This is a genomic window from Streptomyces albospinus, assembly GCF_014648695.1.
Classification (GTDB): domain Bacteria; phylum Actinomycetota; class Actinomycetes; order Streptomycetales; family Streptomycetaceae; genus Streptomyces; species Streptomyces albospinus.
In genome coordinates this window covers 128,242-151,980 of sequence record NZ_BMRP01000003.1, presented here as the reverse complement: position 1 = coordinate 151,980, position 23,739 = coordinate 128,242, and the positions used below count along the sequence as shown (strand labels likewise).

At 72.1% G+C, this 23,739-nt stretch carries 20 protein-coding genes; 7 read left to right on the top strand and 13 right to left on the bottom strand.

The features are described from left to right. Positions 1-89: 89 nt before the first annotated feature. The 4 genes from mmuM to IEZ17_RS06225 all read right to left on the bottom strand — a co-directional run bounded on the left by mmuM (position 90) and on the right by IEZ17_RS06225 (position 6,908). Positions 90-1,037 (bottom strand): homocysteine S-methyltransferase, encoded by a 948-nt coding sequence (mmuM, locus tag IEZ17_RS06240; protein WP_189297238.1) that lies wholly within the window; start codon positions 1,035-1,037, stop codon positions 90-92. 139 nt (positions 1,038-1,176) lie between these two features. Further along, positions 1,177-2,049 carry a YceI family protein gene (locus IEZ17_RS06235; RefSeq protein ID WP_189297236.1) on the bottom strand — a complete coding sequence of 291 codons (873 nt, stop codon included), beginning with the start codon at positions 2,047-2,049 and terminating at the stop codon, positions 1,177-1,179. Between the two features lie 222 nt (positions 2,050-2,271). After that, a complete protein-coding gene (locus IEZ17_RS06230) occupies positions 2,272-3,654 on the bottom strand; it encodes an SWIM zinc finger family protein (protein WP_229851995.1) in 1,383 nt (460 codons plus the stop codon). Positions 3,655-3,674: 20 nt separating this feature from the next. Then, positions 3,675-6,908, bottom strand: coding sequence for a DEAD/DEAH box helicase (locus IEZ17_RS06225; protein ID WP_189297235.1), 3,234 nt, complete (start codon positions 6,906-6,908; stop codon positions 3,675-3,677). A 148-nt stretch (positions 6,909-7,056) separates the two neighbouring features. On the opposite strand from IEZ17_RS06225, the gene IEZ17_RS06220 reads away from it, so the two are divergent. Continuing rightward, a complete protein-coding gene (locus IEZ17_RS06220) occupies positions 7,057-7,239 on the top strand; it encodes a tail-anchor membrane protein (RefSeq protein ID WP_189297234.1) in 183 nt (60 codons plus the stop codon). Between the two features lie 384 nt (positions 7,240-7,623). On the opposite strand, the gene IEZ17_RS06215 is transcribed toward IEZ17_RS06220, so the two are convergent. Continuing rightward, positions 7,624-8,421, bottom strand: a complete 798-nt coding sequence (locus IEZ17_RS06215) for a hypothetical protein (protein ID WP_189297233.1) — start codon at positions 8,419-8,421, stop codon at positions 7,624-7,626. Between the two features lie 89 nt (positions 8,422-8,510). Between IEZ17_RS06215 and IEZ17_RS06210 the strand changes: the two genes are divergently transcribed. Beyond that, positions 8,511-8,936, top strand: coding sequence for a hypothetical protein (locus tag IEZ17_RS06210; protein ID WP_229851948.1), 426 nt, complete (start codon positions 8,511-8,513; stop codon positions 8,934-8,936). On the opposite strand, the gene IEZ17_RS06205 is transcribed toward IEZ17_RS06210, so the two are convergent. Next, the gene (locus tag IEZ17_RS06205) at positions 8,906-9,208 is read right to left on the bottom strand and encodes a hypothetical protein (RefSeq protein ID WP_189297232.1); all 303 of its coding nucleotides are present in this window, start codon (positions 9,206-9,208) and stop codon (positions 8,906-8,908) included. The genes IEZ17_RS06210 and IEZ17_RS06205 overlap by 31 nt on opposite strands. Before the next feature lie 91 nt (positions 9,209-9,299). Between IEZ17_RS06205 and IEZ17_RS06200 the strand changes: the two genes are divergently transcribed. After that, complete coding sequence (locus IEZ17_RS06200) at positions 9,300-10,196, top strand: oxygenase MpaB family protein (RefSeq protein ID WP_189297231.1); 897 nt, start codon at positions 9,300-9,302, stop codon at positions 10,194-10,196. Positions 10,197-10,220: 24 nt separating this feature from the next. On the opposite strand, the gene IEZ17_RS06195 is transcribed toward IEZ17_RS06200, so the two are convergent. Together IEZ17_RS06195 and IEZ17_RS06190 are read right to left on the bottom strand one after the other, a co-directional pair. Beyond that, entirely contained in the window at positions 10,221-10,832 is a 612-nt protein-coding gene (locus tag IEZ17_RS06195) for a class I SAM-dependent methyltransferase (protein ID WP_189297230.1), read from the bottom strand. Continuing rightward, a complete protein-coding gene (locus tag IEZ17_RS06190) occupies positions 10,829-12,319 on the bottom strand; it encodes a purine-cytosine permease family protein (RefSeq protein ID WP_189297229.1) in 1,491 nt (496 codons plus the stop codon). Before IEZ17_RS06190 ends, IEZ17_RS06195 begins: the two co-directional genes overlap by 4 nt. 247 nt (positions 12,320-12,566) lie before the next feature. On the opposite strand from IEZ17_RS06190, the gene IEZ17_RS06185 reads away from it, so the two are divergent. Next, on the top strand, positions 12,567-13,181 hold the full coding sequence (locus IEZ17_RS06185; protein WP_189297228.1) for a GTP-binding protein: 615 nt from the start codon (positions 12,567-12,569) through the stop codon (positions 13,179-13,181). A gap of 51 nt (positions 13,182-13,232) precedes the next feature. Here the strand turns inward: IEZ17_RS06185 and IEZ17_RS06180 are convergent, their stop codons facing one another. Next, positions 13,233-13,661: a PPOX class F420-dependent oxidoreductase gene (locus tag IEZ17_RS06180; RefSeq protein WP_189297227.1), complete on the bottom strand. Its 429-nt coding sequence runs from the start codon at positions 13,659-13,661 to the stop codon at positions 13,233-13,235. Between the two features lie 165 nt (positions 13,662-13,826). Here IEZ17_RS06180 and IEZ17_RS06175 point away from each other — a divergent pair, with 165 nt between their 5' ends. Together IEZ17_RS06175 and IEZ17_RS06170 are read left to right on the top strand one after the other, a co-directional pair. Then, positions 13,827-14,234, top strand: a complete 408-nt coding sequence (locus IEZ17_RS06175; RefSeq protein ID WP_189297226.1) for a roadblock/LC7 domain-containing protein — start codon at positions 13,827-13,829, stop codon at positions 14,232-14,234. 78 nt (positions 14,235-14,312) lie between these two features. Then, complete coding sequence (locus IEZ17_RS06170; protein ID WP_229851947.1) at positions 14,313-15,194, top strand: DUF6397 family protein; 882 nt, start codon at positions 14,313-14,315, stop codon at positions 15,192-15,194. Here IEZ17_RS06170 and IEZ17_RS06165 read toward each other — a convergent pair. Together IEZ17_RS06165 and IEZ17_RS06160 are read right to left on the bottom strand one after the other, a co-directional pair. Continuing rightward, the gene (locus IEZ17_RS06165; RefSeq protein ID WP_189297225.1) at positions 15,184-16,074 is read right to left on the bottom strand and encodes an acyl-CoA thioesterase; all 891 of its coding nucleotides are present in this window, start codon (positions 16,072-16,074) and stop codon (positions 15,184-15,186) included. The genes IEZ17_RS06170 and IEZ17_RS06165 overlap by 11 nt on opposite strands. 49 nt (positions 16,075-16,123) lie before the next feature. After that, positions 16,124-18,637, bottom strand: a complete 2,514-nt coding sequence (locus tag IEZ17_RS06160) for a DEAD/DEAH box helicase (RefSeq protein ID WP_189297224.1) — start codon at positions 18,635-18,637, stop codon at positions 16,124-16,126. Positions 18,638-19,112: 475 nt separating this feature from the next. On the opposite strand from IEZ17_RS06160, the gene IEZ17_RS06155 reads away from it, so the two are divergent. After that, positions 19,113-19,904: a metal-dependent hydrolase gene (locus tag IEZ17_RS06155; protein WP_189297223.1), complete on the top strand. Its 792-nt coding sequence runs from the start codon at positions 19,113-19,115 to the stop codon at positions 19,902-19,904. A gap of 206 nt (positions 19,905-20,110) precedes the next feature. Here the strand turns inward: IEZ17_RS06155 and IEZ17_RS06150 are convergent, their stop codons facing one another. Together IEZ17_RS06150 and IEZ17_RS06145 are read right to left on the bottom strand one after the other, a co-directional pair. Beyond that, positions 20,111-21,895: an ABC transporter ATP-binding protein gene (locus IEZ17_RS06150; RefSeq protein WP_189297222.1), complete on the bottom strand. Its 1,785-nt coding sequence runs from the start codon at positions 21,893-21,895 to the stop codon at positions 20,111-20,113. Further along, positions 21,892-23,724, bottom strand: coding sequence for an ABC transporter transmembrane domain-containing protein (locus IEZ17_RS06145; protein WP_189297221.1), 1,833 nt, complete (start codon positions 23,722-23,724; stop codon positions 21,892-21,894). The genes IEZ17_RS06150 and IEZ17_RS06145 overlap by 4 nt, the downstream gene beginning before the upstream one ends. Positions 23,725-23,739 lie beyond the last annotated feature (15 nt).

Genomic DNA, 23,739 nt, shown 5'->3' with positions numbered 1-23,739 from the left:
AACGGGGAGGGAAAACGGGGAGGGAAAACGGGCGGGGGAGGCGGGCGTGGCGAACGGCCGAAGACGTGGCCGAGCCGTGCCCCGCCGCCTCACCGTTCCAGCGCCGCCGCCAGTTCCGCGATCGCCTCCGGGCCCACTCGGCAGCAGCCGCCGATCAGCCGGGCGCCTGCGGCCACCCAGGCGGCGACGCGGTCCCCGCTGAACGCCGGGCTGCCGCGCCACGCCCGCGCCTCCGCGTCCCAGATCTCCCCGCTGTTGGGGTAGACCACCGCCGGCTTGCCGGTGACCCGCGCCGCGATCTCCACCGCCCGGTCCACGTCCTCCGGCGCGCAGCAGTTCACCCCGACCGCGATCACCTCGTCCGCATCCGCCGCCGGCGCGAACGCCTCCTCCAGAGGCTGCCCGGCCCGCGTACGGTCCCCGGCCACGCTGTACGACAGATACGCCGGGACCCCCAGGCCGCGCACGGCCCGCAGCAGCGCAACCGCCTCGTCCGCGTCCGGCACCGTCTCCAGCGCCAGGACGTCCGGGCGGGCGGCGGCCAGCACCTCCAGGCGCGGTCGGTGGAAGCGTTCCAGCTCGTCCACCGTCAGGCCGTAGCGACCGCGGTACTCGGAGCCGTCCGCGAGCATCGCCCCGTACGGACCGGCCGACGCGGCGACGTACAGCGGCCCGGCGACGCCGCCGGCCTGCGCCCGCGCTGCTGCCTCGCGCGCCAGCCCCACGCTCCGGCCCATCAGCGCCGCGGCGTCCTCCGTGCCGATGCCGCGCCGCGCGAACCCCTCGAACGTCGCCTGATAGCTGGAGGTGATCGCCACCTGCGCGCCCGCCTCGTAGTACGCGAGATGCGCCAGTACGACCGCCTCCGGCTCCTCGGCGAGCAGCCGGGCCGACCACAGTGAGTCGCTCAGGTCGTGACCTGCGGACTCCAGTTGGTTCGACAGCCCGCCATCGAGGACGACGGGCCCCGCGGCGAGCGCCTCGGCGAACGACGGTGCCGCCACGGGGGAGGGCGACTGCGACGACGGCCCGTTCATGATCCACAACCTCTCACTGCTTCATGACACCAACGGCTGGACGATGTCGCTGCGTTGCGGCTTCGCGACCCGGCGGCTTCGCTACTCGTAGCTCAGTAGCTCAGTAGCTCAGTAGCTCCGGCGCATCGTCGCCGTGGGATCAATCCTGCTGCACGGCCTGGATGTCCAGCTCGATCCGGATCGTAGCGCCGATCGCCGCGATGCCCCTGGCCAGCATCGTGCGCCAGTCCAGGGTGAAGTCCTCGCGGTGCAGTTCGGTGACGGCCGTGCACGCCGTACGGGTCTCGCCCGCGATGCCCGTGCCGATGCCCAAGTAGCGGGTATCCAGCTGGACATTGCGGCTGACGCCGTGCAGATGCAGTACGCCCTGTACGGCCCAGCGGCTGCCACCCTTGTGGACGAACCGTTCCCCGGCGAACTGCACATAGGGGAACCGCGCCACGTCCAGAAACTCCGCCGACCGCAGATGGTCATCACGCATCCGTACGCCGCTGTCGATGCTCGCCGCGTCGATGGTCACCTCCACCCGGGAGTCCCGCATCCGCTCACCGATCCACAGCCCGCCCTCGAAGTGGTTGAACCGGCCGTGGATCTCCGCCAGTCCGATGTGCCGGGCGGTGAAGCGGATGGCGCTGTGGTCGGGGTCGATCCGCCACTGGCCCGGCGTGGGCAGGGGCAGCGCCGGCGCCAGTCGGAGGGTGATCGGCCGTGGCACCGTCCGCTCGCCCGCCACCACCGCTGCCTCGATGCGCACCGGCCGGAAGCCGTCGGACGTCACCACGAGGCGGTACGTGGCGGGCGGCAGCGTCACGGTCAGCCTGCCGTTCGGGTCCGTCCGGCCGTGCGTCACTTCCTGACTGCCGGTGTCCCGGACCGATATCTCGACTCCGGCCATCGGCAGTCCGATGGGATCGTGCACGGACAGGTCCAGCGCGCCCGCCCCTTGGGGGAGCAGTGACTGCGGGCTGTGCGGCGTACGGTCGCGCAGGCGCTGGAGGAAGGCGAGCGGCATGACAGGACAAGGCCTCTCTGTCTCATCACGGAAAGAACCGTGGAAAAGGTGCAGATACGCATCCATCCTGTCATTGCCGCGGATCGGATCGGTCATCGGGTGTCAAGAGCTGACGAAACGCGATTTTGGTAGCAGGTCGCTACTCCATGGCAGGAAAGGTGTTCATGGCGTGGGAGCCGGGCAGTCGGCGGTACGGGGTGGGAGCCGGGCGGTCGGCGGCGGTCAGTTGCTGTCGGAGGTCGTCGTCATGTCGGCCAGGGCCGCCGCCGGGTCGTCCGTGGCCGGGCCGGCGGGGGTCCACTGGCCGCCTTCCTTCCGGTACGGCCACCAGCGGCCATCGCGTCCGTAGCGGAGCTGGGCGTCGCCGCCGACCACCGTCCAGCGATTGCCGGCGGCGCGCAGCCGGGGCCGCGTGCCGCCGCCCTCCCAGGCAGTCGCGAGCCGGTCGTTGGCGCGGGCCAGCGCCTCGGGCGCCGGCGACCAGTCCTCCTCCAGGACCGCCAGGCCGGCCGTGCCGCCCAGCTCCCAGGCCCGTACCGCCCGTGCCAGGCTCCGCGCATCGCGCCCCGAACCGGCCGCCAGGCGCGCCGCCATGGCCGTGCCGGGCCCGCCGGCTGCCAGCCGCACGGCGTCCTGCTCAGGTGTGAGTTCGGGCGGCGGCGGGCTGTCGGGGTGCCACGGGGAGAGTGCGTCGGAGAGCAGTCGCCGGGCGCGTGCCGCCGCGTCGTCGATCAGGAACTCCAGGGCGGTCACGTCGACACCGGGCGCGGGCGGGGTGCCGCCGCCGAGCACCGGAGCGCTGCCCGGCTGCGTGACCACCGGCGGTGGCGCGGGCAGCGCCGGCAGGATGTCCCGTGCGGCGTACGCCTCGACCGCCGATACCCCGGGCGCCCTCTCGTTCCCCGGCCCGCCCGCTGCCGTATCACCGGCCGTGGCCCCGGAGCGGCCGGTGGGGGCGTCCGCAGGCGCAGTTCTGTCCGCGGCCACCTCGGCGCGTGCCGCGCTGCGCTCCTGGAGCTCGTCCAGCAGCGCCCGCTCGTCCCGTCCGCGCAACAGCAGCAGGACGAACGGATCCTCGTCCAGCAACCGCGCCACCTGGTAGCACAGCGCGGCGGAATGCGCGCAGTGGTCCCACGCCTCGCAGCTGCACTCCGGCTCCAAGTCGCCGATTCCCGGGAGGAGTTCGATCCCGGCGACGGCGGCGTCCTCGACGAGGACCGGCGGCATGTCCCGGTCCAGCAGCGCCGCGATATGCCCGGCCCGGTCCGCGACCAGGTCCAGAAAGCGGTCCCAGTCGGCCGCGCTCAGCTGCTGCAACAGGACATCGGAGCGGTGCCGCGTGTGGTCGCGGTCCGCTACGACGGCCGTGATCCGGCCGGGGCGTACGGATACCGCGCCGACCGCCCCGGCCCGCGCGTGCCGGCGGCCCAGCTTGAGCTGCTGACCGTCCAGCGCGGTGTCCTCCAGCGCCTTCAGCCACGCCTGCCCCCACCAACTCCGCGCGAACGCCCGCCCGCGCGTCGCCGGCAGCGCGGCGAAGGTCCGCACGGGCCCCTGCCCGTCCGTGCCCTCGGCATCCCGCATGTTGTTCTGCATGTCCCGCATATCCCGCGTGTTCTGGGTGTTCATCGTTCGCTGCTCCCCCTCAGTGCGACCAGGTCGGCCAGTTCCGCGTCGGTGAGTTCGGTCAGTGCGGCCTCGCCGGAGCCCAGCACGGCATCCGCCAACTGCTGCTTACGGGAGAGCATGTCGGCGATCCGGTCCTCGATCGTGCCCTCCGTGATGATCCGGTGGACCTGCACCGGCTGGGTCTGCCCGATCCGGTACGCACGGTCGGTGGCCTGCGCCTCGACGGCCGGATTCCACCAGCGGTCGAAATGCACGACATGCGCCGCCCGGGTGAGGTTCAGCCCCGTACCGGCCGCCTTCAGCGACAGCAGGAACACCGGGACGGCGCCGTCCTGGAAGCGCCGCACCATCTCCTCCCGCCGGGCCACCGGCGTCCCGCCGTGCAGGAGCTGCGTGGGAACGCCGCGCGCCGCCAGATGGGCCTCCAGCAGCCGCGCCATCTGCACGTACTGGGTGAACACCAGCACGCTCGCTCCCTCGGCGAGGAGGGTGTCCAGCAGCTCGTCCAGCAGTTCCACCTTGCCCGACCGTCCGGCGAACCGCGCCGTTCCGGCGTCCAACGGGCCGTACCGCTCCTTCGCATACTGCGCGGGGTGATTGCAGATCTGCTTGAGCGAGGTCAGCAGTTTGACCACCAGGCCCCTGCGGGCGAACCCGTCCGCCCCGGAGATCTCGCTCAGCCCTTCGCGCACCACGGCCTCGTACAGCCCGGCCTGCTCCTTCGTGAGCGCCACCGCCCGGTCGGTCTCCGTCTTGGGCGGCAGCTCCGGCGCGATCCCCGGATCGGACTTACGGCGGCGCAGCAGGAACGGCCGTACCAGCCGGGTCAGTCGCTCCGCCGCCGCACCCGCCTCGGGGGACGCCGCCACGCCGCCTTCGATGACCTGCGCATAGCGCCTGCGGAACTGCCCCAGCGGCCCCAGCAGTCCGGGCGTCGTCCAGTCCAGTACGGACCACAGCTCGGACAGGTCGTTCTCCACCGGGGTGCCGGTGAGCGCCACCCTGGCCTTCGCGGGGATGGTGCGCAGTGCCCTGGCGGTCGCGGAGAAGGAGTTCTTGACGTGCTGCGCCTCATCCGCGACGACCAGCCCCCAGCCCGCCCCGGCCAGCTTCCCGGCATCCAGCCGCATCGTGCCGTACGTGGTCAGGACGAACCCGTCCGCCGGCTCCTCCAGACTGCGCCGCCCGCCGTGGAAGCGGCGCACCGGCGTACCGGGCGCGAACTTCTCGATCTCCCGCTGCCAGTTGCCCATCAGGGACGTGGGGCACACGACCAGGGTGGGACCGGCGGATTCCGGATCGGTCTGCCGGTGCAGATGGAGGGAGATGAGGGTGATGGTCTTCCCCAGGCCCATGTCGTCGGCCAGACAGCAGCCGAGGCCGAGCGAGGTCATCCGGTGCAGCCAGCCGAGTCCGCGCAGCTGGTAGTCGCGCAGTGTGGCGGCGAGCGCGGCCGGCTGCTCCACGGGGGCGGCGTCCGCACCCTCCGGATCGGCCAGCCGGTCGCGCAGTCGGGCCAGCGGGCCGGACGCCCGTACCTCCACCCGGTGGCCGTCGTCGTCCGCGACGCTACCGGTCAGCGCGGCGCCGAGCGCGTCGAGCGGGGTGACCTTGCGGTCCTGCCGGTCCCGGGCGGCACGCACCGCCGCCGGATCGATCAACACCCACTGATCGCGCAGCCGCACCAGCGGGCGGCCGGCTTCGGCGATCCGGTCCAGCTCCGCCCTGTCGATCTCCTGGTCGCCGATCGCGAACCGCCAGCTGAACGAGAGCAGCGCGTCGGCGGACAGTAGGGACGGCGTTCCGGACCCGACCCTGGAGCCGTAGCCGGACTCGCTCGCACCTACCTCCCGGGCCCCCTCTCCACCTCCGTTTCCGAGGCGGCCTCGGTCGTCCGTCGCCGTCCTGCCTCCGTCCCCGGGCGCGGTGCTGTACGCCGCGCCGGCGGCGGTTGCGTCCGTCGTGGGCGCGCCCATCGCCTCGGGCGGTCCCACCACGGCCCGAGTGGTCAGCGTCCGTGCCAGCTCCCTCGGCCAGTGGACCAGCACTCCGGCGGCGGCCAGCGCGCCGGATGCCGGTCCGAGCAACTCCGCGATCTCCTCGTCCGCCAGGTCCAGCGCATCGGGGACGGCCGCGGACAGCAGGGGCGTCAGCGGCGCCCACACGTTGGCCGCACGGCGCAGCGTGAGCAGGGTGTCCATCCGGGCCCGCGGCCCGAATGCCTGCCCCGCCGGCGTCGTGCCGGCCCAGACCTCGGCGGCGTCCGCGCAGAGCGCGGGGTCGGTCGCACTGTGGAGCTGGAGGACGGCGGTGAAGGCGACCTCCGACGCGGCCGACCGACCCAACTCGCCCGGCCCGTAAGGCCGAGCGGGCCCGTACGGCCCGGGGCGACCGGACAGGCCGTCCTGCGCGCCCCGCACCTCCACCCGCAGTGAGATCCGCACCCCCGCGTCATGTCCGGCGGCGACGTCCGCGGCCCAGGCGCGTTGCTCCGGGATGCGCTGCGGGACGGCTGCGGCGAAGGCGGGCCCGCCGGTCGCCAGTGCCGCGGCGGGAGTCCGGGGCAGACCGTCGGCGACCGCGTCCAGGAAGGCCCGGACATGGCGCTCGGGCTCCGGCAGCTCCACCGGGTCCGTACCGGGGAGCGGGGCGGCGTGCGCGTACGGCGGCATGGCGGCGGCGAGGTCGCGCAGCCGCTGGATGGTGTCCGGGTCGAGCGGGCCCAGCCGCCAGGCGTCGTGGTCGGCGGGGCTCAGGCCGGGCAGCAACCGGCCGCGGGCGGCGACCTGGAGCGCCAGCAGGGAGGCCGCGCCCCAGAAGGCGGCGGCCGGATGGGTGCCCTTCGCGGCCCGGGCCCGGGTGAGGACGGGCACCGCAGCGGCGACGGGCAACACCAGAGCCGGTACGGCGGACACGGCGATCCCGGCGCCGGCGCTGCTGATCCGGGTGCGGTCCGTCCCGGCGCCGTCGGCGCCGGAAGCGCCGTCCATGGCGGCCACGGGCAGCGCAACGTGTATCCGCTCCGTCGCCGGCCCGTTGTCACCGAGCGCTTCGTCGCCCGGTGCGCCGTGGCCGTACGCGTCCTGGGCCGACGTGCCCACGATGGGCTCGCCATCGGGGCGCCAGAAGGCGATCCGGCCGAGCCGGGGTGGATCCGACGGCAGGAAGACCGCTGCACAGCGGGAGAGATCGGAGAGCAGACCGGGGGTGACCGCGGTGAGGGAAGCCACTGGAACCGAGAACTCCTCAAGTTTGACTACTGGTCTTGAGCCGCCCGAGGGTACAGCAGGATCCGCCCTCTCATGGAACCCGCGGCGGGAAAACGGCGTTCAATGGAATACACAGAACGCGGCGTGTGCCGCGGAAGGGGCGTGAAGGATGTCCACACAGGCGAAGGTCGCAATCGGCGGCGTCGCGGTGGGAGTGATCCTGCTGTCGGTGCTGCCCTTCTGGGCGGCCGTACTGGTCATGGTCGGGATCCCGGCCATCGCGTATCTGACGCTCGACCCCTCCCAGCGGCGCCGTCTGCGCCACGTCAGCCGCAAGCAGATCGGCCGCTGACCTCACGGGCCCTCGCCGTGCGCCGGGGGCCCAGGACTGCCGATGACCCGCGGCCGTACTCCGGCGGCCGGCGCCGCCGGGGCGGCCGGGCCGCGGCACTGCGCGGCGTTCACTCGGGCCGCGCCCGGTGCCCGCACCCGCCGGCCGGACCGACCACCCGCCTCCGCGGATCCCCGGGCACCTTCCCGGATCCCCACGCGTCCCCGCCCAACTCTCCGCCGTGCCCCGCCCCGCACTCCCCACCTGCCGGGCCCGCTGGATCTGCCCAACCCGTTCGACCTGCATGAACGCCCCCCGTGTGCCTGCTTCTGCGATCAGAATCCAGTGCACCACACGCCACTGACAGCGGCCCGGCGCGGCGGTTCCGAACGCCTGCGGCGGAGGTCAGACGGGGCGCGCCGCCAGCTGGTCCAACGACGCGAGCAGGCCCGGCAGTTCGGGCCCCCGGCCCACCGGGTGCACCTCGCCGGGCTCCTCGTCCAGCAGCACGAACGCGATGTCGTCGGTGCGGGCGACCATGCTCCAGCCCGGCCCGTCGACCCGCAGCGTGCGGGCCTCGCCCGCCGCGAACGACGACCGCACCCGGCCGGGTGGCGGCAGCTCGGAGAGGTAGCCGCGAGCCTCTTCCAGAACCCGCCGTACGCCCTTGTGCGACTGCTCGCCGGGCTCGGCGAAGGAGACGTCCTCGTCGTCGACCTGCTCGCGCCACGCATCCCACTGGAGCGCGATCTCGTCCGCGCCCAGCCGCCGCTGGGCCGGGCCCCATTCCGCGGCGTCCGGCGGCGTGAGCGGTGCCGGGTCTCCTTCCTGCGGCTCCGGGTCGTGCGGCTGCGGCACCCCGGGTGCCGACACGGCGAGTGCCAGCGGCCAGCCGGGCAGCGCCGCGACGAGGCTGTCCTCACTGGGCGACAGTTCGTACTCCATGCCGCAGTCCCAGGCGGCGATCGCGCAGGCCGCCAGCGTCACGTCCTCCGTGGCCACCGTCCAGCGCGCGCCGGCGCCGTCCTGGCCCAGGACCAGCCCGTAGCCCTCCGCGTACGGTTCGAGACCGAGGCCCGCGCACACTTCCGGATAGTCGTCGCCGAGCACGCTCGGGAACTGGGCGGGTGTCAGCAGCACCGCCGTCAGCACGAACAGCTGGTCGCCCGACTGGTCACTGTCGGCGCTCTCGGTCGTCGGCACGCGGGCCTCCCCATCGATTCCGATCCGCACTACGTCGGCGCACCCTAATTGGCTTGGTCCGGCCTTGTCACCAGCCGTACGCTGCAACGATGTGTTTCTACAGCAGCCGGATGCACTTCGTGTGCCTGGAGTGCCGCGCCGCCTACAAGAAGTCGGCGGGCTCACGCGAAGCCGACCGCTGTCCGCAGTGCCGTGGGGAGCTGATCGACGCGGGCGCCGACCTGGCCGTCCCCAAGCGGCGGGACACCGCGGGCTGGCGGGCGTTGGAGGCCGTGCTGCGGGCCGGGCTGACCTTCCACGGCGGCTGCTGCGGTACGGGCCCCGGCTACCGCCCGCGCACCCCGCGTGAGGTCCAGGACCGGCTCGCCCTCGCGGCCCGCACGGGGATGCCCGTCAAGGAGGCGCTGGCCGTCGCGGACCCCGCGCTGACCGACCGCTACGGTGCCACCGCGCGCACCCGAGGGGGCGGCGCCCGCATGCCCCGTCAGGACACCGGCAGCCCGAGCAGTTCGTAGGCGACCTCCCGGGGCGACTGCGCACGCTCCCGCGCCAGCGCGATCACCGCCCGGCAGGCCAGTTCGTTGACGCCGAATGCGAGCGCCTCGGGCGACACCCAGGCCGCCGCCTGCGCGCTGCGCTCCTCGTCGTCCTCGGCGGCTGCCGCCACGTAGCAGGCCGCCGCCTCGAAGAGATTGTGCGGGCGACCCGCGAGAGGGTGCGCACGCACCGCTCCCGGCCGTCTGCCGCTGTGGAACACCCCGACGATGTCGCGTATCAATCCGGTCATCCCGACTCCCGCTCCGGCGCCCGTACCGTCGTTGAAGTGTGCCCGCAGCACCTAATGTTGGAACTTCGGCTGACGAAGGGACGGACAGCAGGTGCGGCGTTACGACTGGCTCAAAGAGATCCGGCGGCTCGATCCGGAAAAGGACTTCCTGCGGATCTACCGCATCACCGCCACCTACGAATTCCCCTGGGACGTCACCAGGGCCCTGGAGCTGGCCCTCTACCGCACCTACGCGGTGCCGAGCATCGGCCGACTGCTCGCGGAGACCGCGGAGCTGACGGACCGTACGCAGAAGCGCTACGACGACACCGCTCTCCTTCTGGACGCCGTCCTGGAGCACGGCTTCGACGGCGACGAGGGCCGCACGGCGCTCCGCCGCATCAATCAGATGCACCGCAGCTACGACATCAGCAACGAGGACATGCGCTATGTCCTGTGCACCTTCGTGGTGGTGCCGATCCGCTGGATCGACCAGTACGGCTGGCGGCGGCTGAGCGAACACGAGAAGCGCGCCATAGCGGCGTACTACCGCACCCTCGGACGCCATATGGGCATCACCGAAGTCCCGCAGAGCTACCACGACTTCGAGCGCTGCCTCGACGCCTACGAGAAGGCGCACTTCGGCTGGGACCCCGGTGCCCGCCGGGTGTCGGACGCCACCCTGGACCTGATGGCGGGCTGGTACGGACCCCTCGCACCCGTGGTGCGCGGTGCCAGCATGGCCCTCCTGGACGACGCGCTGCTGGACGCCTTCCGGTACGACCGGCCCAGGCCGGCGGTCCAGAAGGCGGTACGTACCGCCCTCAAGCTGCGCGCCCGGGCCGTACGGCTGCTGCCGCCCCGCCGCACCCCGCACTACGCCCGCCAGAACCCGGAGATCAAGGGCTATCCGAACGGCTTCCGGGTGGCCGAGCTCGGGACGTTCCCCGCTTCCCGCCGGGGCGGCAGCTGTCCCGTTCCCCATGAGGAGGACCCGGCGGCATCGTGAGGCGAGGCTTCCGCCAGGGGTGCCTCACCCCTGGCGGACCGCCAGCGCCAGGTAGCGGGAGTCCTCGTCCACGTACCGGACCAGGTCCCAGCCGCTGCCGGCCAGAAGGGGCCGCAGGTTCGGCTCCGCCCGGAGGTCGCCGGGGGTGAGGGGGCGGCCCTTGCGCGCGGCGAGGGCCGCCCGCCCGATGGGGTGGAAGAGGGCCAGCCGGCCACCGGGGCGCACGACCCTGGCCAGTTCGGACAGGCCGCCCGCGGAGTCGGGCAGATGGGAGATGAGCCCCGCGGCGAAGACGGCATCCAGGGCGGCGCTGCGGAGCGGTAGCCGGGTCACGTCGCCGAGCAGCAGGGCCCCGTGGGCGTCGCGTCCGGCCCGTGCGACGGCCCGCAGCATCTCCGGGGTGAGGTCCGCGCCCAGCACCGTTCCGTGCGCTCCTACGGCCTCTCGGAGGGCCGGCAGGGCGCGTCCCGTGCCGCAGCCGGCGTCCAGGACGCGATCGCCTCTCCGGAGGGACAGTTCGGCGACGCCCGCCGCATAGGCGGGACCGTCATCGGGGAACTTGGTGTCCCAGTCGGCGGCGCGCGACGCGAAGAACGCGCGGACCTCGTGCGGCCGGTCGGCATGGTGGTCGGTCATCGGCTTCCTTCGGGAGCGGCGGGACGGCGGTTGGTCAGAGGGGCGGTGGCGGCGTACAGGGCGCCCGCGACGAGCAGGGCGACCACGACGCCGAGGTTCATGGCGCCCAGGGTGCCGTGCTCGGCGCTGTCGGTGAGCAGATACCCCACCACCCGGGCGATGTGCGGATCCGCGGACGTGATCAGGCCGAGCCCGACGGCGGTGGCGACGGCCAGTGAGAGCACCGCCGGCCACCCCACGGCGGGCACGGCGGCCGGCTCGAAGCCCGTCCGGCGTCGGCGCCACTGCTCGACCAGGAAGACCGCCGTCCATGCGGCCATCGCCACCCCGATGATGGACAGGAACGCCTGGAACGTGGCGAAGAAACTGGGCGAGACGAACAGTACATACCAGCCACCCGCCGCCATCAGCACACCGTCCACCAGCACCGCGAGATGCCGGCGGATGGGGACGCCCAGGGCCAGCATCGACATGCCCGAGCTGTAGATGTCCATGATCGCCCCGGAGGCGAAGCCCCCGACGGCGGTCAGCAGATACGGCACCAGGAACCAGGTCGGCAGCTCGGCGGCCAGCGCGCCCACGGGGTCGGCGGCTGCCGCCTGGGCGAGCCCGGGGGCACCGGCGTTGAGCAGCACCCCGAAAACCAGCAGCGCCACAGGGGCCAGTACCCCGCCCAGGGTCGTCCAGCCGGCGATCGCCCGGCCGCTGCTCCTCCGGGGCAGATAACGGCTGTAGTCGGCACCGCAGTTGACCCACCCCAGCCCCAGGAGTGTCATCGCGAAGACCACGCCGCCGAGGACGGTGCCGGGATCCGCGGGCGGGCCGTGCACGAGGGCGGACGGGTGGACACGGCCGGCCATCAGCACCACGTAGACCACCGTCATCACGGTGATTGCCGCGGTCAGACACTTCTGCACCTTCATGATCAGCGCATGCCCGTAGATCCCGACGACGACCACGGAGACGGCGGTCACCGCGAAGCACAGGGCCTGGGCCCCGGTGGTCGCCGTCCGCCCGTCGGGCCGGGCGAAGACCTCGGGCGAGACACGCGCCAGGATGGCGGCCCCGCCCAGGGAGGAGAGCGCGACCAGCACGGTCTCCCAGCCGACGTTCGAGACGTAACTGAACAATGTCGGCAGCTTGTTGCCCTGCCGTCCGAAGGAAGCCCGCCCGATGGCCATCGTGGGCGCTCCCGTACGCGCACCGGCGATCGAGATCAGGCCGACCAGGACGAACGAGAGCACATAGCCGATGACCCCGGTGGCCACCGCCTGCCAGGGGTTGAGCCCGAGGCCCATGAGATAGATCCCGTAGGCGATGCTCAGCAGGGACAGCCCGGACGCGGCCCACGGCCAGAACAGGGACCGGGGCGTGCCGTGCCGCTCGGCGTCCGGAACCGGGTTGATGCCGTTGCGCTCCACGGTGCCGGCCGTGGTGTGCGCCACGACAGGCGGGCCGTGCCGCTGCTCCGACTGCTGCTCCGTCATGGGCTCATGGTCCCCCATGAACCCCGATCGCAGGGGAACGGGCGTGCGGTAACCGGCTTGGCCGGAGAGCATCTTGACCAGAGCCTTTGGCAGCTTTCGTGAATTCGAGGACATCCCGATCAGCGGACGGTACGGTCCTCGCCATGGATTTCGGACGGCACTTCGTGCCGCCGCCGGCTCCCGCTGCTGAGCCATGGATCCGTACACCCCGCGACGCGCGGGACCCGCACCCTGAAGGAGACGGCCGATGAATGCCGCACAAGGGGCCCCGGAGGGCGCAGCCCTGGACCCTGACCCCGAATTGTCGCTGAAAGTCTTAGTCGCGGGCGGATTCGGGGTCGGCAAGACAACCCTGGTCGGCTCGGTCAGCGAGATCCGGCCGCTGCGTACGGAGGAACGCCTCAGCGAGGCGGGCGAATCCGTGGACGACACCGGGGGAGTGGACAGCAAGACGACGACCACCGTGGCGATGGACTTCGGCCGCATCACCATCAGGGAAGGGCTCTCGCTGTACCTCTTCGGCACCCCTGGACAGGACCGGTTCTGGTTCCTGTGGGACGACCTGTCGGAGGGGGCCCTGGGGGCGGTGGTGCTGGCCGACACCCGGCGGTTGCAGGACTGCTTCCCGGCCGTCGACTACTTCGAGCGCCGCGCGATCCCGTTCCTCGTGGCCGTCAACTGCTTCGCGGAGTCCCGGTCCTACGGGGCCGACGAGGTCTCCCGCGCCCTGGACCTGGACCGCGGTACCCCCGTCGTGCTCTGCGACGCCAGGGACCGGGACTCTGGCAAGGAGGTGCTGGTCCGTCTCGTCGAGCACGCCGGGCGGCTGCACTCCGCCCGGCAGCTGGATTCGGTGGGCTGACCCACGGCGGGGCGGCGCGGGCCGCGGATGCCCTCGTGCCGCCCCTGCCCGTCAGCTCGCGAGGTCGGCCATCGCGACCACCTTGTCGATCGTGACCCGGACCACCAGCTCGCCCGGCACGCCGTTGCGGGCGCCGTACTCCTCCGCACGCTCCTCGCCGACGTAGCGGGCCGCGATCCGGGTGGCCCAGTGCCGTACGTCCGCCGGTTCCTCGCTGAGTTGCGCCGTCCCGTGCACGACCACGAACGAGAACGGCGGCCGTTCGTCGTCGACGCACAGCGCCACCCTGCCATCGCGGGCGAGATTGCGGCCCTTGACCGACTCCTTGCCGGTGTTGAACACCAGCTCGTCGCCGTCCATGAGGAACGACACCGGGGCGACGTGCGGGCTCCCGTCGGCCCGTACGGTCGACAGTTTGCCGGTGCGGGTGCCCTCGGAAAGGAACGCCCGCCACTCGTCCTTGGTCATCTTCTGCGCCATGCCGACATCCTCGCCGCCGGCACAATCCCGCGGTACTTGGCGCGCCGGGCGTAGTGCCGCTTGCCGAGACGGCAGACGTGGGACAGGCTGGCACGGCAGTCTGCGGACGGACCGCGGACTGCCGTCCGGCCACGCGTGCGGACGGGGATACGGGGAGGAAGCGGCATGGCATTGAGCAGCGGACTCGACTGGCTGCTGGACGACCTGACCAAACGGGTGGAGAAGGTGCGGCACGCGTTGGTGCTCTCCAACGACGGGCTGGTGACCGGCGTGAGCCAGGGGCTGGAGCGGGAGGACGCCGAGCATCTCGCGGCGGTCGCCTCGGGGCTGCACAGTCTGGCGAAGGGGTCGGCACTCCACTTCCGCGTCGGGCGGGTACGCCAGACCATGATCGAGTTCGACGACGGGGTGCTGTTCGTGACGGCGGCGGGGGACGGCAGCTGCCTGTGCGTGCTGGCTGGAGCCGACGCCGACATGGGACAGATCGCTTACGAAATGACGCTGTTGGTCAATCGCGTGGGGGAGCACCTGGGCGTCGCGGCCCGCCGGCCGGAAAGTTATCCACAGGCTTGAGGCGGGCGTTGACTCACTGTCGCCATCCGCGGCACAGTCGTCACTGTCAGTGATCGACCGAGTTGCGGGAGAAACACCATGACGGTGATGTGCGATGGGCAGCAGACGCTCGCGATGGGGCGGGCGGCCCGCGAACTGGAGCTGCGGAGCGGCGAGTTCGAACTCGCCACCCAGCTGGGACACGTGCGGACGGTCCCGGCCGGTCCCGAGGACCGGCCGGGAAGCGCCGGGCCGCCCGCCCGGCGCCGGGTCCCGGCGGAGGAGGTCGCCCGGCTACAGGCCGAGCCGGGCTTCCCGGAGGCGCTGCGCGAACGCCTCCGCACCCTCACCACGAACGAGGCCGCCGCCCTGATGGGCATCGGCCCCGGCCGGGCCCTGCGGCTGACCCGCGCCGGCTGCGTGAGCCCCGTCCGGTTCTACGTGAACCGCTTCGGCGCCGTGGTCTGGCTCTATCTGGCCACGGACATCGCGGACTTCGCGGATCGCCAGCCGGAACTGATGCAGGGCAGCACCCCCGCCGTGATGCGGGTGATGCTCAACAACGGGCAGGACTGGAGAGCCCGGGAATGGCGCAGCCGCCGGGTAGCCCAGCTCATGGGCCGGACCGACGACCCCTGGGTCTCCGCGGCGGTGATCGCCGCCGTACTCCCTCCGGAAGAACTGGCCTCGGTGGCACAGGACCCGCTGGAACGCACGGTGCTCCGCAGGCTGCGCCCGACGCTCGCGTCCATGGTCACGGCGACCCCCGCGGCCCGGGAAGCCTTCGAACGGGTCCTGGCGGCCGAGGAGTTCGACGAGGTGATGTGGTACCGCGTCAACCTCTCCCGGTCCCTCGAAGAGGCCCGCCGGGAGGACCCCGGGCGGGTGCGGACACCGGCCACCACAACAGCCGCCGCCCGCCGCCCGCTTCAGCCGCCCAGGTTGCGGAACAGCCCTTCCCGCAAAGGACTTATGCCGTAGCCGTGTGAGCTCGATCATGGGGACGAAAGAGCCCCTCCTGGACCACGGAGACCAGCAGCCTGCCCTCGCGGTCGTAGATCCGTCCGCGGGCCAGTCCCCGGCCACCGGTGGCGATCGGCGACTCCTGGTCGTAGAGGAACCACTCGTCCGCGCGGAAGGGGCGGTGGAACCACATGGCGTGGTCGAGGGAGGCCATGTCGAAGCCGCGGGGGCCCCAGAGGGGTTCGATCGGGATGCGGACCGCGTCCAGCAGGGTCATGTCGCTGGCGTAGGTCAGCGCGCAGGTGTGCACCAGCGGATCGTCACCCAGCGGTCCGACCGCGCGCATCCAGACGGCGCTGCGCGGCTCCGCGCCCGAGATCTCGTCCGGTGTCCAGCGCAGCCGGTCGACGTACCGGATGTCGAACGGCTGCCGGCGCGCCATCCGCTCCAGTGCCTCGGGCAGGCCGCCCAGGTGTTCGCGGACCTCTTCCGCGACGTTCGGCAGATCGTCCGGGTCGGGTACGGCCTGGCGCATCGGTAGTTGGTGTTCGAAGCCGGGTTCCGGCTTGTGGAAGGAGGCGGTGAGATTGAAGATCGTGCGTCCGTGCTGGACGGCGACGACCCGGCGGGTGGTGAAGGACCGCCCGTCGCGGACCCGCTCGACCTGGTACACGATCGGCACCCCGGGGCGGCCGGGGCGCAGGAAGTACGCGTGCAGCGAGTGGACCGGGTGGTCCCCTGAGGTGGTCCGCCCGGCAGCCACCAGCGCCTGGCCGGCGACCTGCCCGCCGAAGACCCGCTGGAGGCTCTCCTGGGGGCTGCGGCCCCGGAAGATGTTCACCTCGATCTGTTCGAGGTCCAGCAGATCGACCAGCTTCTCGGCCGGATTCGTCGTCACCGGTGGCCCTCCGTCATCTCCTTCGGCGGCCTCGGGCGAAGCCGTCGCCTCACAACTGCCCCACATCCGTGACCCGCACCACCGCGCGTCCCTCCTCGTCGGAGGCGGCCAGGTCCACCTCGGCGGAGATGCCCCAGTCGTGGTCACCGTTCGGGTCGGCGAAAGTCTGCCGCACCTGCCACAGCCCGTGCGCGGCATCCTCCTCGATCTGAAGGAGCTTCGGGCCGCGCGCGTCCGGGCCGGTGCCCAGCTCGTCGTATTCGTCCCAGTAGGCGTCCATCGCCTCGCCCCAGGCGTCCGCGTCCCACCCGGAGTCGGCATCCATCTCGCCGAGTTCCTCGACCTTGTCGAGCGCCGCCAGCTCCACCCGCCGGAACATCGCATTGCGGACGAGGACGCGGAACGCCCGCGCATTGGCGGTGACCGGCCGGACCTGGTCGGCGCGCTCGGCCGCCTCGTCCGCCGTCTCCTCCTCCGGGTTCGCGAGCTGTTCCCATTCGTCCAGCAGACTGGAGTCGACCTGCCGGACCATCTCGCCCAGCCAGGCGACGATGTCCTGGAAGTCCTCCGACTTCAGATCGTCCGGCACGGTGTGGTCCAGGGCCTTGAAGGCGCTCGCCAGGTAGCGCAGGACGATGCCCTCGGTGCGCGCCAGCTCGTAGAAGGACGTGAACTCCGTGAAGGTCATGGCGCGTTCGTACATATCGCGGATGACCGACTTCGGCGACAGCGGGTGGTCGCCGACCCACGGGTGGCTCTTGCGGTAGAGGCCGTAGGCGTGCGACAGCAGCTCGTCGAGCGGCTTGGGGTACTCGACGTCCATGAGGCGCTCCATGCGCTCCTCGTACTCGACGCCGTCGGCCTTCATCTGGGCGACCGCCTCGCCCCGCGCCTTGTTCTGCTGGGCGGCCAGGATCTGCCGGGGGTCGTCGAGCGTGGACTCCACGACCGAGACCATGTCCAGCGCGTACGACGGCGACTCGGGGTCCAGCAGGTCGAACGCGGCCAGCGCGAACGTCGACAGCGGCTGGTTGAGCGCGAAGTCCTGCTGGAGGTCGACGGTGAGCCGGACGATCCGGCCCTCCGCGTCCGGCTCCGGGAGCCGCTCCACGATCCCGCCGTCCACGAGAGAGCGGTAGATCGCGATCGCGCGGCGGATGTGCCGCAGCTGGTTCCTGCGCGGTTCGTGGTTGTCCTCCAGCAGCCGGCGCATCGCCTCGAAGGCATTGCCGGGCCGGGCGATCACCGACAGCAGCATCGCGTGCGTGACGCGGAAGCGCGAGGTCAGCGGCTCGGGATCGGAGGCGATGAGCTTCTCGAAGGTGTTCTCGCCCCAGTTGACGAAGCCCTCCGGCGCCTTCTTGCGGACGACCTTGCGGCGCTTCTTCGGATCGTCGCCCGCCTTCGCCAGCGCCTTCTCGTTCTCCACGACATGCTCGGGGGCCTGCGCGACCACAAAGCCCGCCGTGTCGAAACCCGCCCGCCCGGCCCGGCCCGCGATCTGGTGGAACTCCCGCGCCCGCAGCGTCCGCACCCGCGTCCCGTCGTACTTGGTCAGTGCGGTGAACAGCACCGTACGGATGGGGACATTGACCCCGACGCCCAGCGTGTCGGTACCGCAGATGACCTTCAACAGCCCTGCCTGGGCCAGCTTTTCGACGAGCCGGCGGTACTTCGGCAGCATGCCGGCGTGGTGCACGCCGATGCCGTGCCGGACATACCGCGAGAGATTGCGGCCGAACTTGGTGGTGAACCGGAAGTTCCCGATGAGCTTCGCGATCTCGTCCTTCTCGGCGCGTGTGCACATGTTGATGCTCATCAGCGCCTGCGCCCGCTCCACGGCGGCGGCCTGGGTGAAGTGCACGATGTAGACCGGCGACTGGCGGGTCTCCAGCAGTTCGGTCAGCGTCTCCGTCAGCGCCGTCGTGCGGTACTCGTACGACAGCGGTACGGGCCGGGTCGCGGAGCGCACCACCGACGTCGGCTTGCCGGTGCGCCGGGTCAGATCCTCCTCGAACCGCGACATGTCGCCGAGCGTCGCCGACATCAGGATGAACTGCGCCTGCGGCAGCTCCAGCAGCGGGATCTGCCAGGCCCAGCCGCGGTCCGGCTCCGCGTAGAAATGGAACTCGTCCATCACGACCTGGCCGATGTCGGCGTGCTTGCCGTCGCGCAGCGCTATCGAGGCGAGCACCTCGGCGGTGCAGCAGATGACCGGCGCATCGGCGTTGACCGAGGCGTCACCGGTGAGCATGCCGACGTTCTCGGTGCCGAAGAGCTTGCAGAGGTCGAAGAACTTCTCCGAGACCAGCGCCTTGATGGGCGCGGTGTAGAACGTGACCTGGTCGTTGGCGAGGGCGGTGAAGTGCGCGCCGGCCGCCACCAGGCTCTTCCCGGAGCCGGTGGGGGTGGACAGGACGACGTTCGCCCCCGAGACCACTTCGATCAGCGCCTCCTCCTGGGCAGGGTAGAGCGTGATGCCCTGCTGCTCGGCCCAGCCCGAAAAGGCTTCGAAGAGGGCATCGGGGTCGGCGTCGTTCGGCAGATGATCGATGAGGGTCACGCCCCCCATACTGCCTGCCTTCGGCCCGGATCCGGGAACCGGTGCTCCGGATGGACACCAACCGGGGACCAGCAGCCGGTGCGGATACCTGATCTGTGGGTGTTCGCGTCGTGCGTCATCGGCCCCGCCGGCGGACCATGGTACCGGCCTGGTGGCCCTGACCTGCACGGATGGCGTGCGCCGTGCGTCGCGCTGGGGATACCCCGGGGCTGTCGGGCCGCGGGGCGGGTGCGGTGAGTCCGCGCAGACTTCGGTGCAAGGTCTTTACATTCCGTGCGCGACCGTATGCGGAACGCCGCTGCTGGCGCGGCGCCTGGTGCGGCGGCGAGCGGGTCGGTTCTCCGGAGCACCCGCTCCTCGTGGCGAGATCATTTGACGCTACGCTGAGTGGCCGACCAGGCGTCAGATATGCAGCGGAAACGCAACGCGTGATGCGCAGACGTCAGAAGCGCAGAGCAAGGGGTGGGGAACGACCATGATGGGACCGGCGCACTCGCTGTCGGGGGCTGCGGCCTGGCTGGGGGTGGGGGCGGCGGCCTATGCGGCCGGGTATCCGATGCCCTGGCCGGTGCTGGTCAGCGGCGCCCTGATCTGTGCGGGGGCGGCGCTCGCGCCGGATCTCGACCACAAGGCCGCCACCATTTCGCGGGCCTTCGGGCCGCTGTCGCGGTGGCTGTGCGAGGTGGTCGACACGCTGTCGCACGCGGTGTACAAGGCGACGAAGATGCGCGGGGACGCGCACCGTTCGGGCGGGCACCGGACGCTGACCCACACCTGGCTGTGGGCCGTGCTGGTCGGTGGCGGAATGTCACTGCTGGCGACGCAGGGCGGGCGCTGGGCGGTGCTCGGGATCCTCTTCGTCCATATGGTGCTCGCCATCGAGGGGCTGCTGTGGCGGGCGGCGCGGGTCTCCAGCGATGTGCTGGTCTGGCTGCTGGGTGCCGCGGCGGCGTGGATTCTCGCCGGGATCCTCGACGAGCCGGGCAACGGCGCGAACTGGCTGTTCGCGGAGCCGGGGCAGGAATACCTCTGGCTGGGGGTGCCGATCATGCTCGGCGCGCTGGTGCACGACATCGGCGATGCGCTGACCGTTTCGGGCTGCCCGATCCTGTGGCCCATCCCGGTCGGCCGCAAGCGCTGGTATCCGCTGGGTACGCCCAAGCCGATGCGCTTCCGGGCCGGGAGCCGGGTGGAGCTGAAGGTGCTGATGCCGGGCTTCATGCTGCTGGGCGGCATCGGGGCGCTGGGCGCGCTCGGCTACATCTGACCGCGGTGCGGTTCCCCGGCGGGCGGGCGGTGGGCCGCACCTCGGCGGTACGCCCCGGTCCCACACCCCCCGGTCCCGCACGCCCTGGTCGTGCATGCTGCCACCCGCACACCGCAGCGCGTGAGCCCCGACCCGTACGCTTCCGTCCCTTCGAACCCCGCCAGCCGGCCCGGTCCGTTCGCGTGCGGCGGGCCGGCCGGTGGGCCTCAGCCGTGCCAGGACTTCCACAGTGCCGCGTACGCCCCGCCGGCGGTGACCAGTTCCTGATGGCTGCCCAGTTCGCTGATGCGGCCGTCCTCGACGACGGCGATGACATCGGCGTCATGGGCGGTGTGCAGGCGGTGGGCGATGGCCACGACAGTGCGACCGCGCAGGACCTTGCCCAGCGAGCGTTCCAAGTGGCGGGCCGCCCGCGGGTCCAGCAGTGAGGTCGCCTCGTCCAGGACCAGGGTGTGCGGGTCGGCCAGGACCAGGCGGGCCAGGGCGATGTGCTGTGCCTGGGCCGGCGTCAGGGTCTGGCCGCCGGAACCGACCTCGGTGTCCAGGCCGTTGGGCAGGGCACGGGCCCAGCCGTCCGCGTCCACCGCGCCCAGCGCATCCCAGAGTTCGGCGTCGGCAGCGCCGGTGCGGGCCAGCAGGAGGTTGGTGCGGAGCGTACCGACGAAGACATGGTGCTCCTGATTGACCAGGGCGACGTGTTCGCGGACGCGCTCGGCGGGCATCGCGGAGAGTTCGGCGCCGCCCAGGGACACCGTGCCGGCCCGGGGGCCGTAGATGCCGGCCAGCAGCCGGCCCAGGGTGGACTTGCCGGCGCCGGACGGGCCGACCAGCGCCACCGTGCTCCCCGGGCGGACGCTCAGCGAAACCTGGTGCAGTACGTCGACGCCCGTGCGGTAGCCGAAGCTGACGTCGTCGGCGCGCACGCCCCGGCCGTCGGGGAGCACCGTCGCGTCGGCTACCTCCGGCTCGATCTCGCGGACGCCGACGAGGCGGGCGATGGACACCTGGGCCACCTGGAGCTCGTCGTACCAGCGCAGGATCATGTTGACCGGCTCCCGCAGCATCTGCGCGAGGAGCGCGCCCGTCGTCAGCTGGCCCGGGGTGATCCAGCCGCGGAGGACGAAGACTCCGCCGAGCAGCAGCGCGGAGCCGAGGATCAGCACGTGGGTGACGTTGATGACGGGGAAGAGGACGGAGCGGAGGGAGAGGGTGTAGCGCTCCCACTGGGTCCACTCGCGGATCCGGCGCTCGGAGAGGGCGATCCGGAGGCGGCCCATGCGGTGCGCCTCGATGGTGCGCCCGGCGTCGACGGACTCGGTGAGGACCGCGGACACCGCGGCGTAACCGGCGGCCTCGGAACGGTAGGCGCCGGGGGCGCGCCGGAAGTACCAGCGGCAGCCGATGACGAGCAGCGGCAGCGCGATGACGACGGACAGTGCGAGCGGCGGGGCGGTGAAGGTGAGCCCGCCGAACAGCAGGCCCGCCCAGACGACGGCGATGGACAGCTCCGGTACGGCCTCGCGCATCGCCTCGGCGAGCCGGTCGATGTCCGTGGTGATCCGGGACAACAGGTCGCCGGTGCCGGCCCGTTCCAGGACGCCCGGTGGCAGTGCCACCGACCGTACGAGGAAGTCCTCGCGCAGATCCGCCAGCATCTGCTCGCCGAGCATCGCGCCGCGCAGCCGCACCATGCGGACGAAGACCGTCTGGGCGATCAGGGCGAGGGTGAACAGGGCGAGGGTGCGGCCCAGTCGGATGTCTGCTCCGTGGCCCGCGGACAGGTCCTCGACCAGTCCGCCGAGGAGGTAGGGGCCGGCCATCGAGGCGATGACCGCCGCGGCGTTGACGGTGACGAGGACCGCGAAGGCGCCGCGGTGGCGGCGGATCAGGATGGCGACGTAGGAGCGTACGGTAGCCGGTGAGCCGACGGGCAGCGTGGCGACGGTCTGCGGGGCGTCGGGATCGTGCTCCGGCGGTGCCAGGCCGATCATGGGGTCTCCTCGGGGTGGTGCGGCCGGTCCGGTTCGCGGGTGACGACCGCGCGGTAGTCGGGGTGGGTGCGCAGGAGTTCGCGGTGGGTGGCCTCGCCGGTGACCTTGCCGTCCTGGAGGAACACCACCTGATCGGCGCGGTCCAGGAGGAGCGGGCTGGAGGTGAGGACGAGGGTGGTCCGGCCCGTCCTGATCTTCCGCAGACCGTCGGCGATGCGCGCCTCGGTGTGCGAGTCGACGGCGCTGGTCGGCTCGTCGAGGACCAGTACCTCGGGATCGGTGACCAGTGACCGGGCCAGGGCCAGGCGCTGACGCTGTCCGCCGGAGAGGGACCGGCCGCGTTCGGTGATGTGGGTGTGCATCGGGTCGCCGGAGTCGTCGGCGGATGCCTGGGCCAGGGAGGCCAGCACATCGCGGCATTGGGCCGCGGCCAGCGCCTCGGCCGCGGTCACCCGGCCGGATGCCGGGACGTCGAGGAGGTCGCCGAGCGTGCCGGAGAGCAGCACCGGGTCCTTGTCCTGGACGAGTACGGCCGTGCGGGCGGTATCGCGCGGGACGTCGTCCAGCGGGGTGCCGCCGAGGACGACGGAGAGCGGGCGGTCGGCGGATTTCCGTTCACCCCCGGCCCCGGCCCCGGCGCCGCCGTCCCTGTCCCTGTCCTTCTCGTCGTCCCGGTGCGGGGGGTGGCCGCCCAGGCGCTCGGCGAGCCGGCCCGCCGCGTCGGGGTCGCCGCAGACCACGGCGGTCAGTCGGCCGGCCGTGGCGGTCAGTCCGCTGACCGGGTCGTGCAGATCGCCGGAGGGCGGTTCCGCTGCGGTGAGCCGGCCGTCGACCGGGCGGCTCAGGGCCAGTACGCGCGCCGTCCGCTCCGCCGACGGCCGGGAGAAGGAGTAGGACATGGCGATCTCTTCGAAGTGTCGGAGGGGGTAGAGCAGGAAGGCCACCGCGCTGTAGATCGTGACCAGTTCGCCGACGGCGATCCGGCCGTCCAGGGCGAGCCCGATGCCGTACCGGACCACCGCGATCAGCAGCAGGCCCGGGAGCAGGACCTGGACGGCCGAGATCAGCGACCACATCCGGGCGCTGCGGACGGCTGCCCTGCGGACCTCCTGGGAGGCGCTGCGGTAGCGGCCGAGGAACAGCTCCTCGCCGCCGATGCCGCGCAGGACGCGCAGTCCGGCGACCGTGTCGGAGGCGAGTTCGGTGGCCCGTCCGGCCTTTTCCCGCTGCTCGTCGGCGCGGCGGGTGGCGGCCGGCAGCAGCGGCAGCGCGGCCAGCGCCAGGGCGGGCATGCCCAGGGCCACCACGATGCCCAGTTCCGGTTGGTAGACGACCAGGGCGACGCAGACGCCGACGGTGGTCACGGCCGCCGCGCAGAAACGGGAGAGGGTCTCGATGAACCAGCCGATCCGCTCCAGGTCGCCGGTGCTGACGGCGGCGACCTCACCGGCCGCCACCCGTCTGGTCATCGCGCCGCCCAATTCCGTGGTCTTACGGGCGAGCAGCTGCTGCATCCGGGCGACCGCGACGATCCAGTTGGTCACCGCGGCCCGGTGCAGCATGATGTCGCCGAGCGCGACCAGTACGCCCAGCAGCGTCAGCAGGCCGCCCGCCAGGGCCAGTCGGGAACCGTCACGGTCCACCGCGGCCTGTACGGCGAGTCCCACCGGGAGCGGGAACGCGGCCACCGCGCTCATGTGCACCAGCCCCCAGAAGAGCCCGTTGGCCTGCCCGCCGAGCTGCCGGCCGCACAGCCACAGCAGGAATCTGCCACCCGTACGGACGTCCGGGACGCCGGGGTCGGGATGCGGAAGATCGCGAATGCGCATGATGTCCAAAGGAGT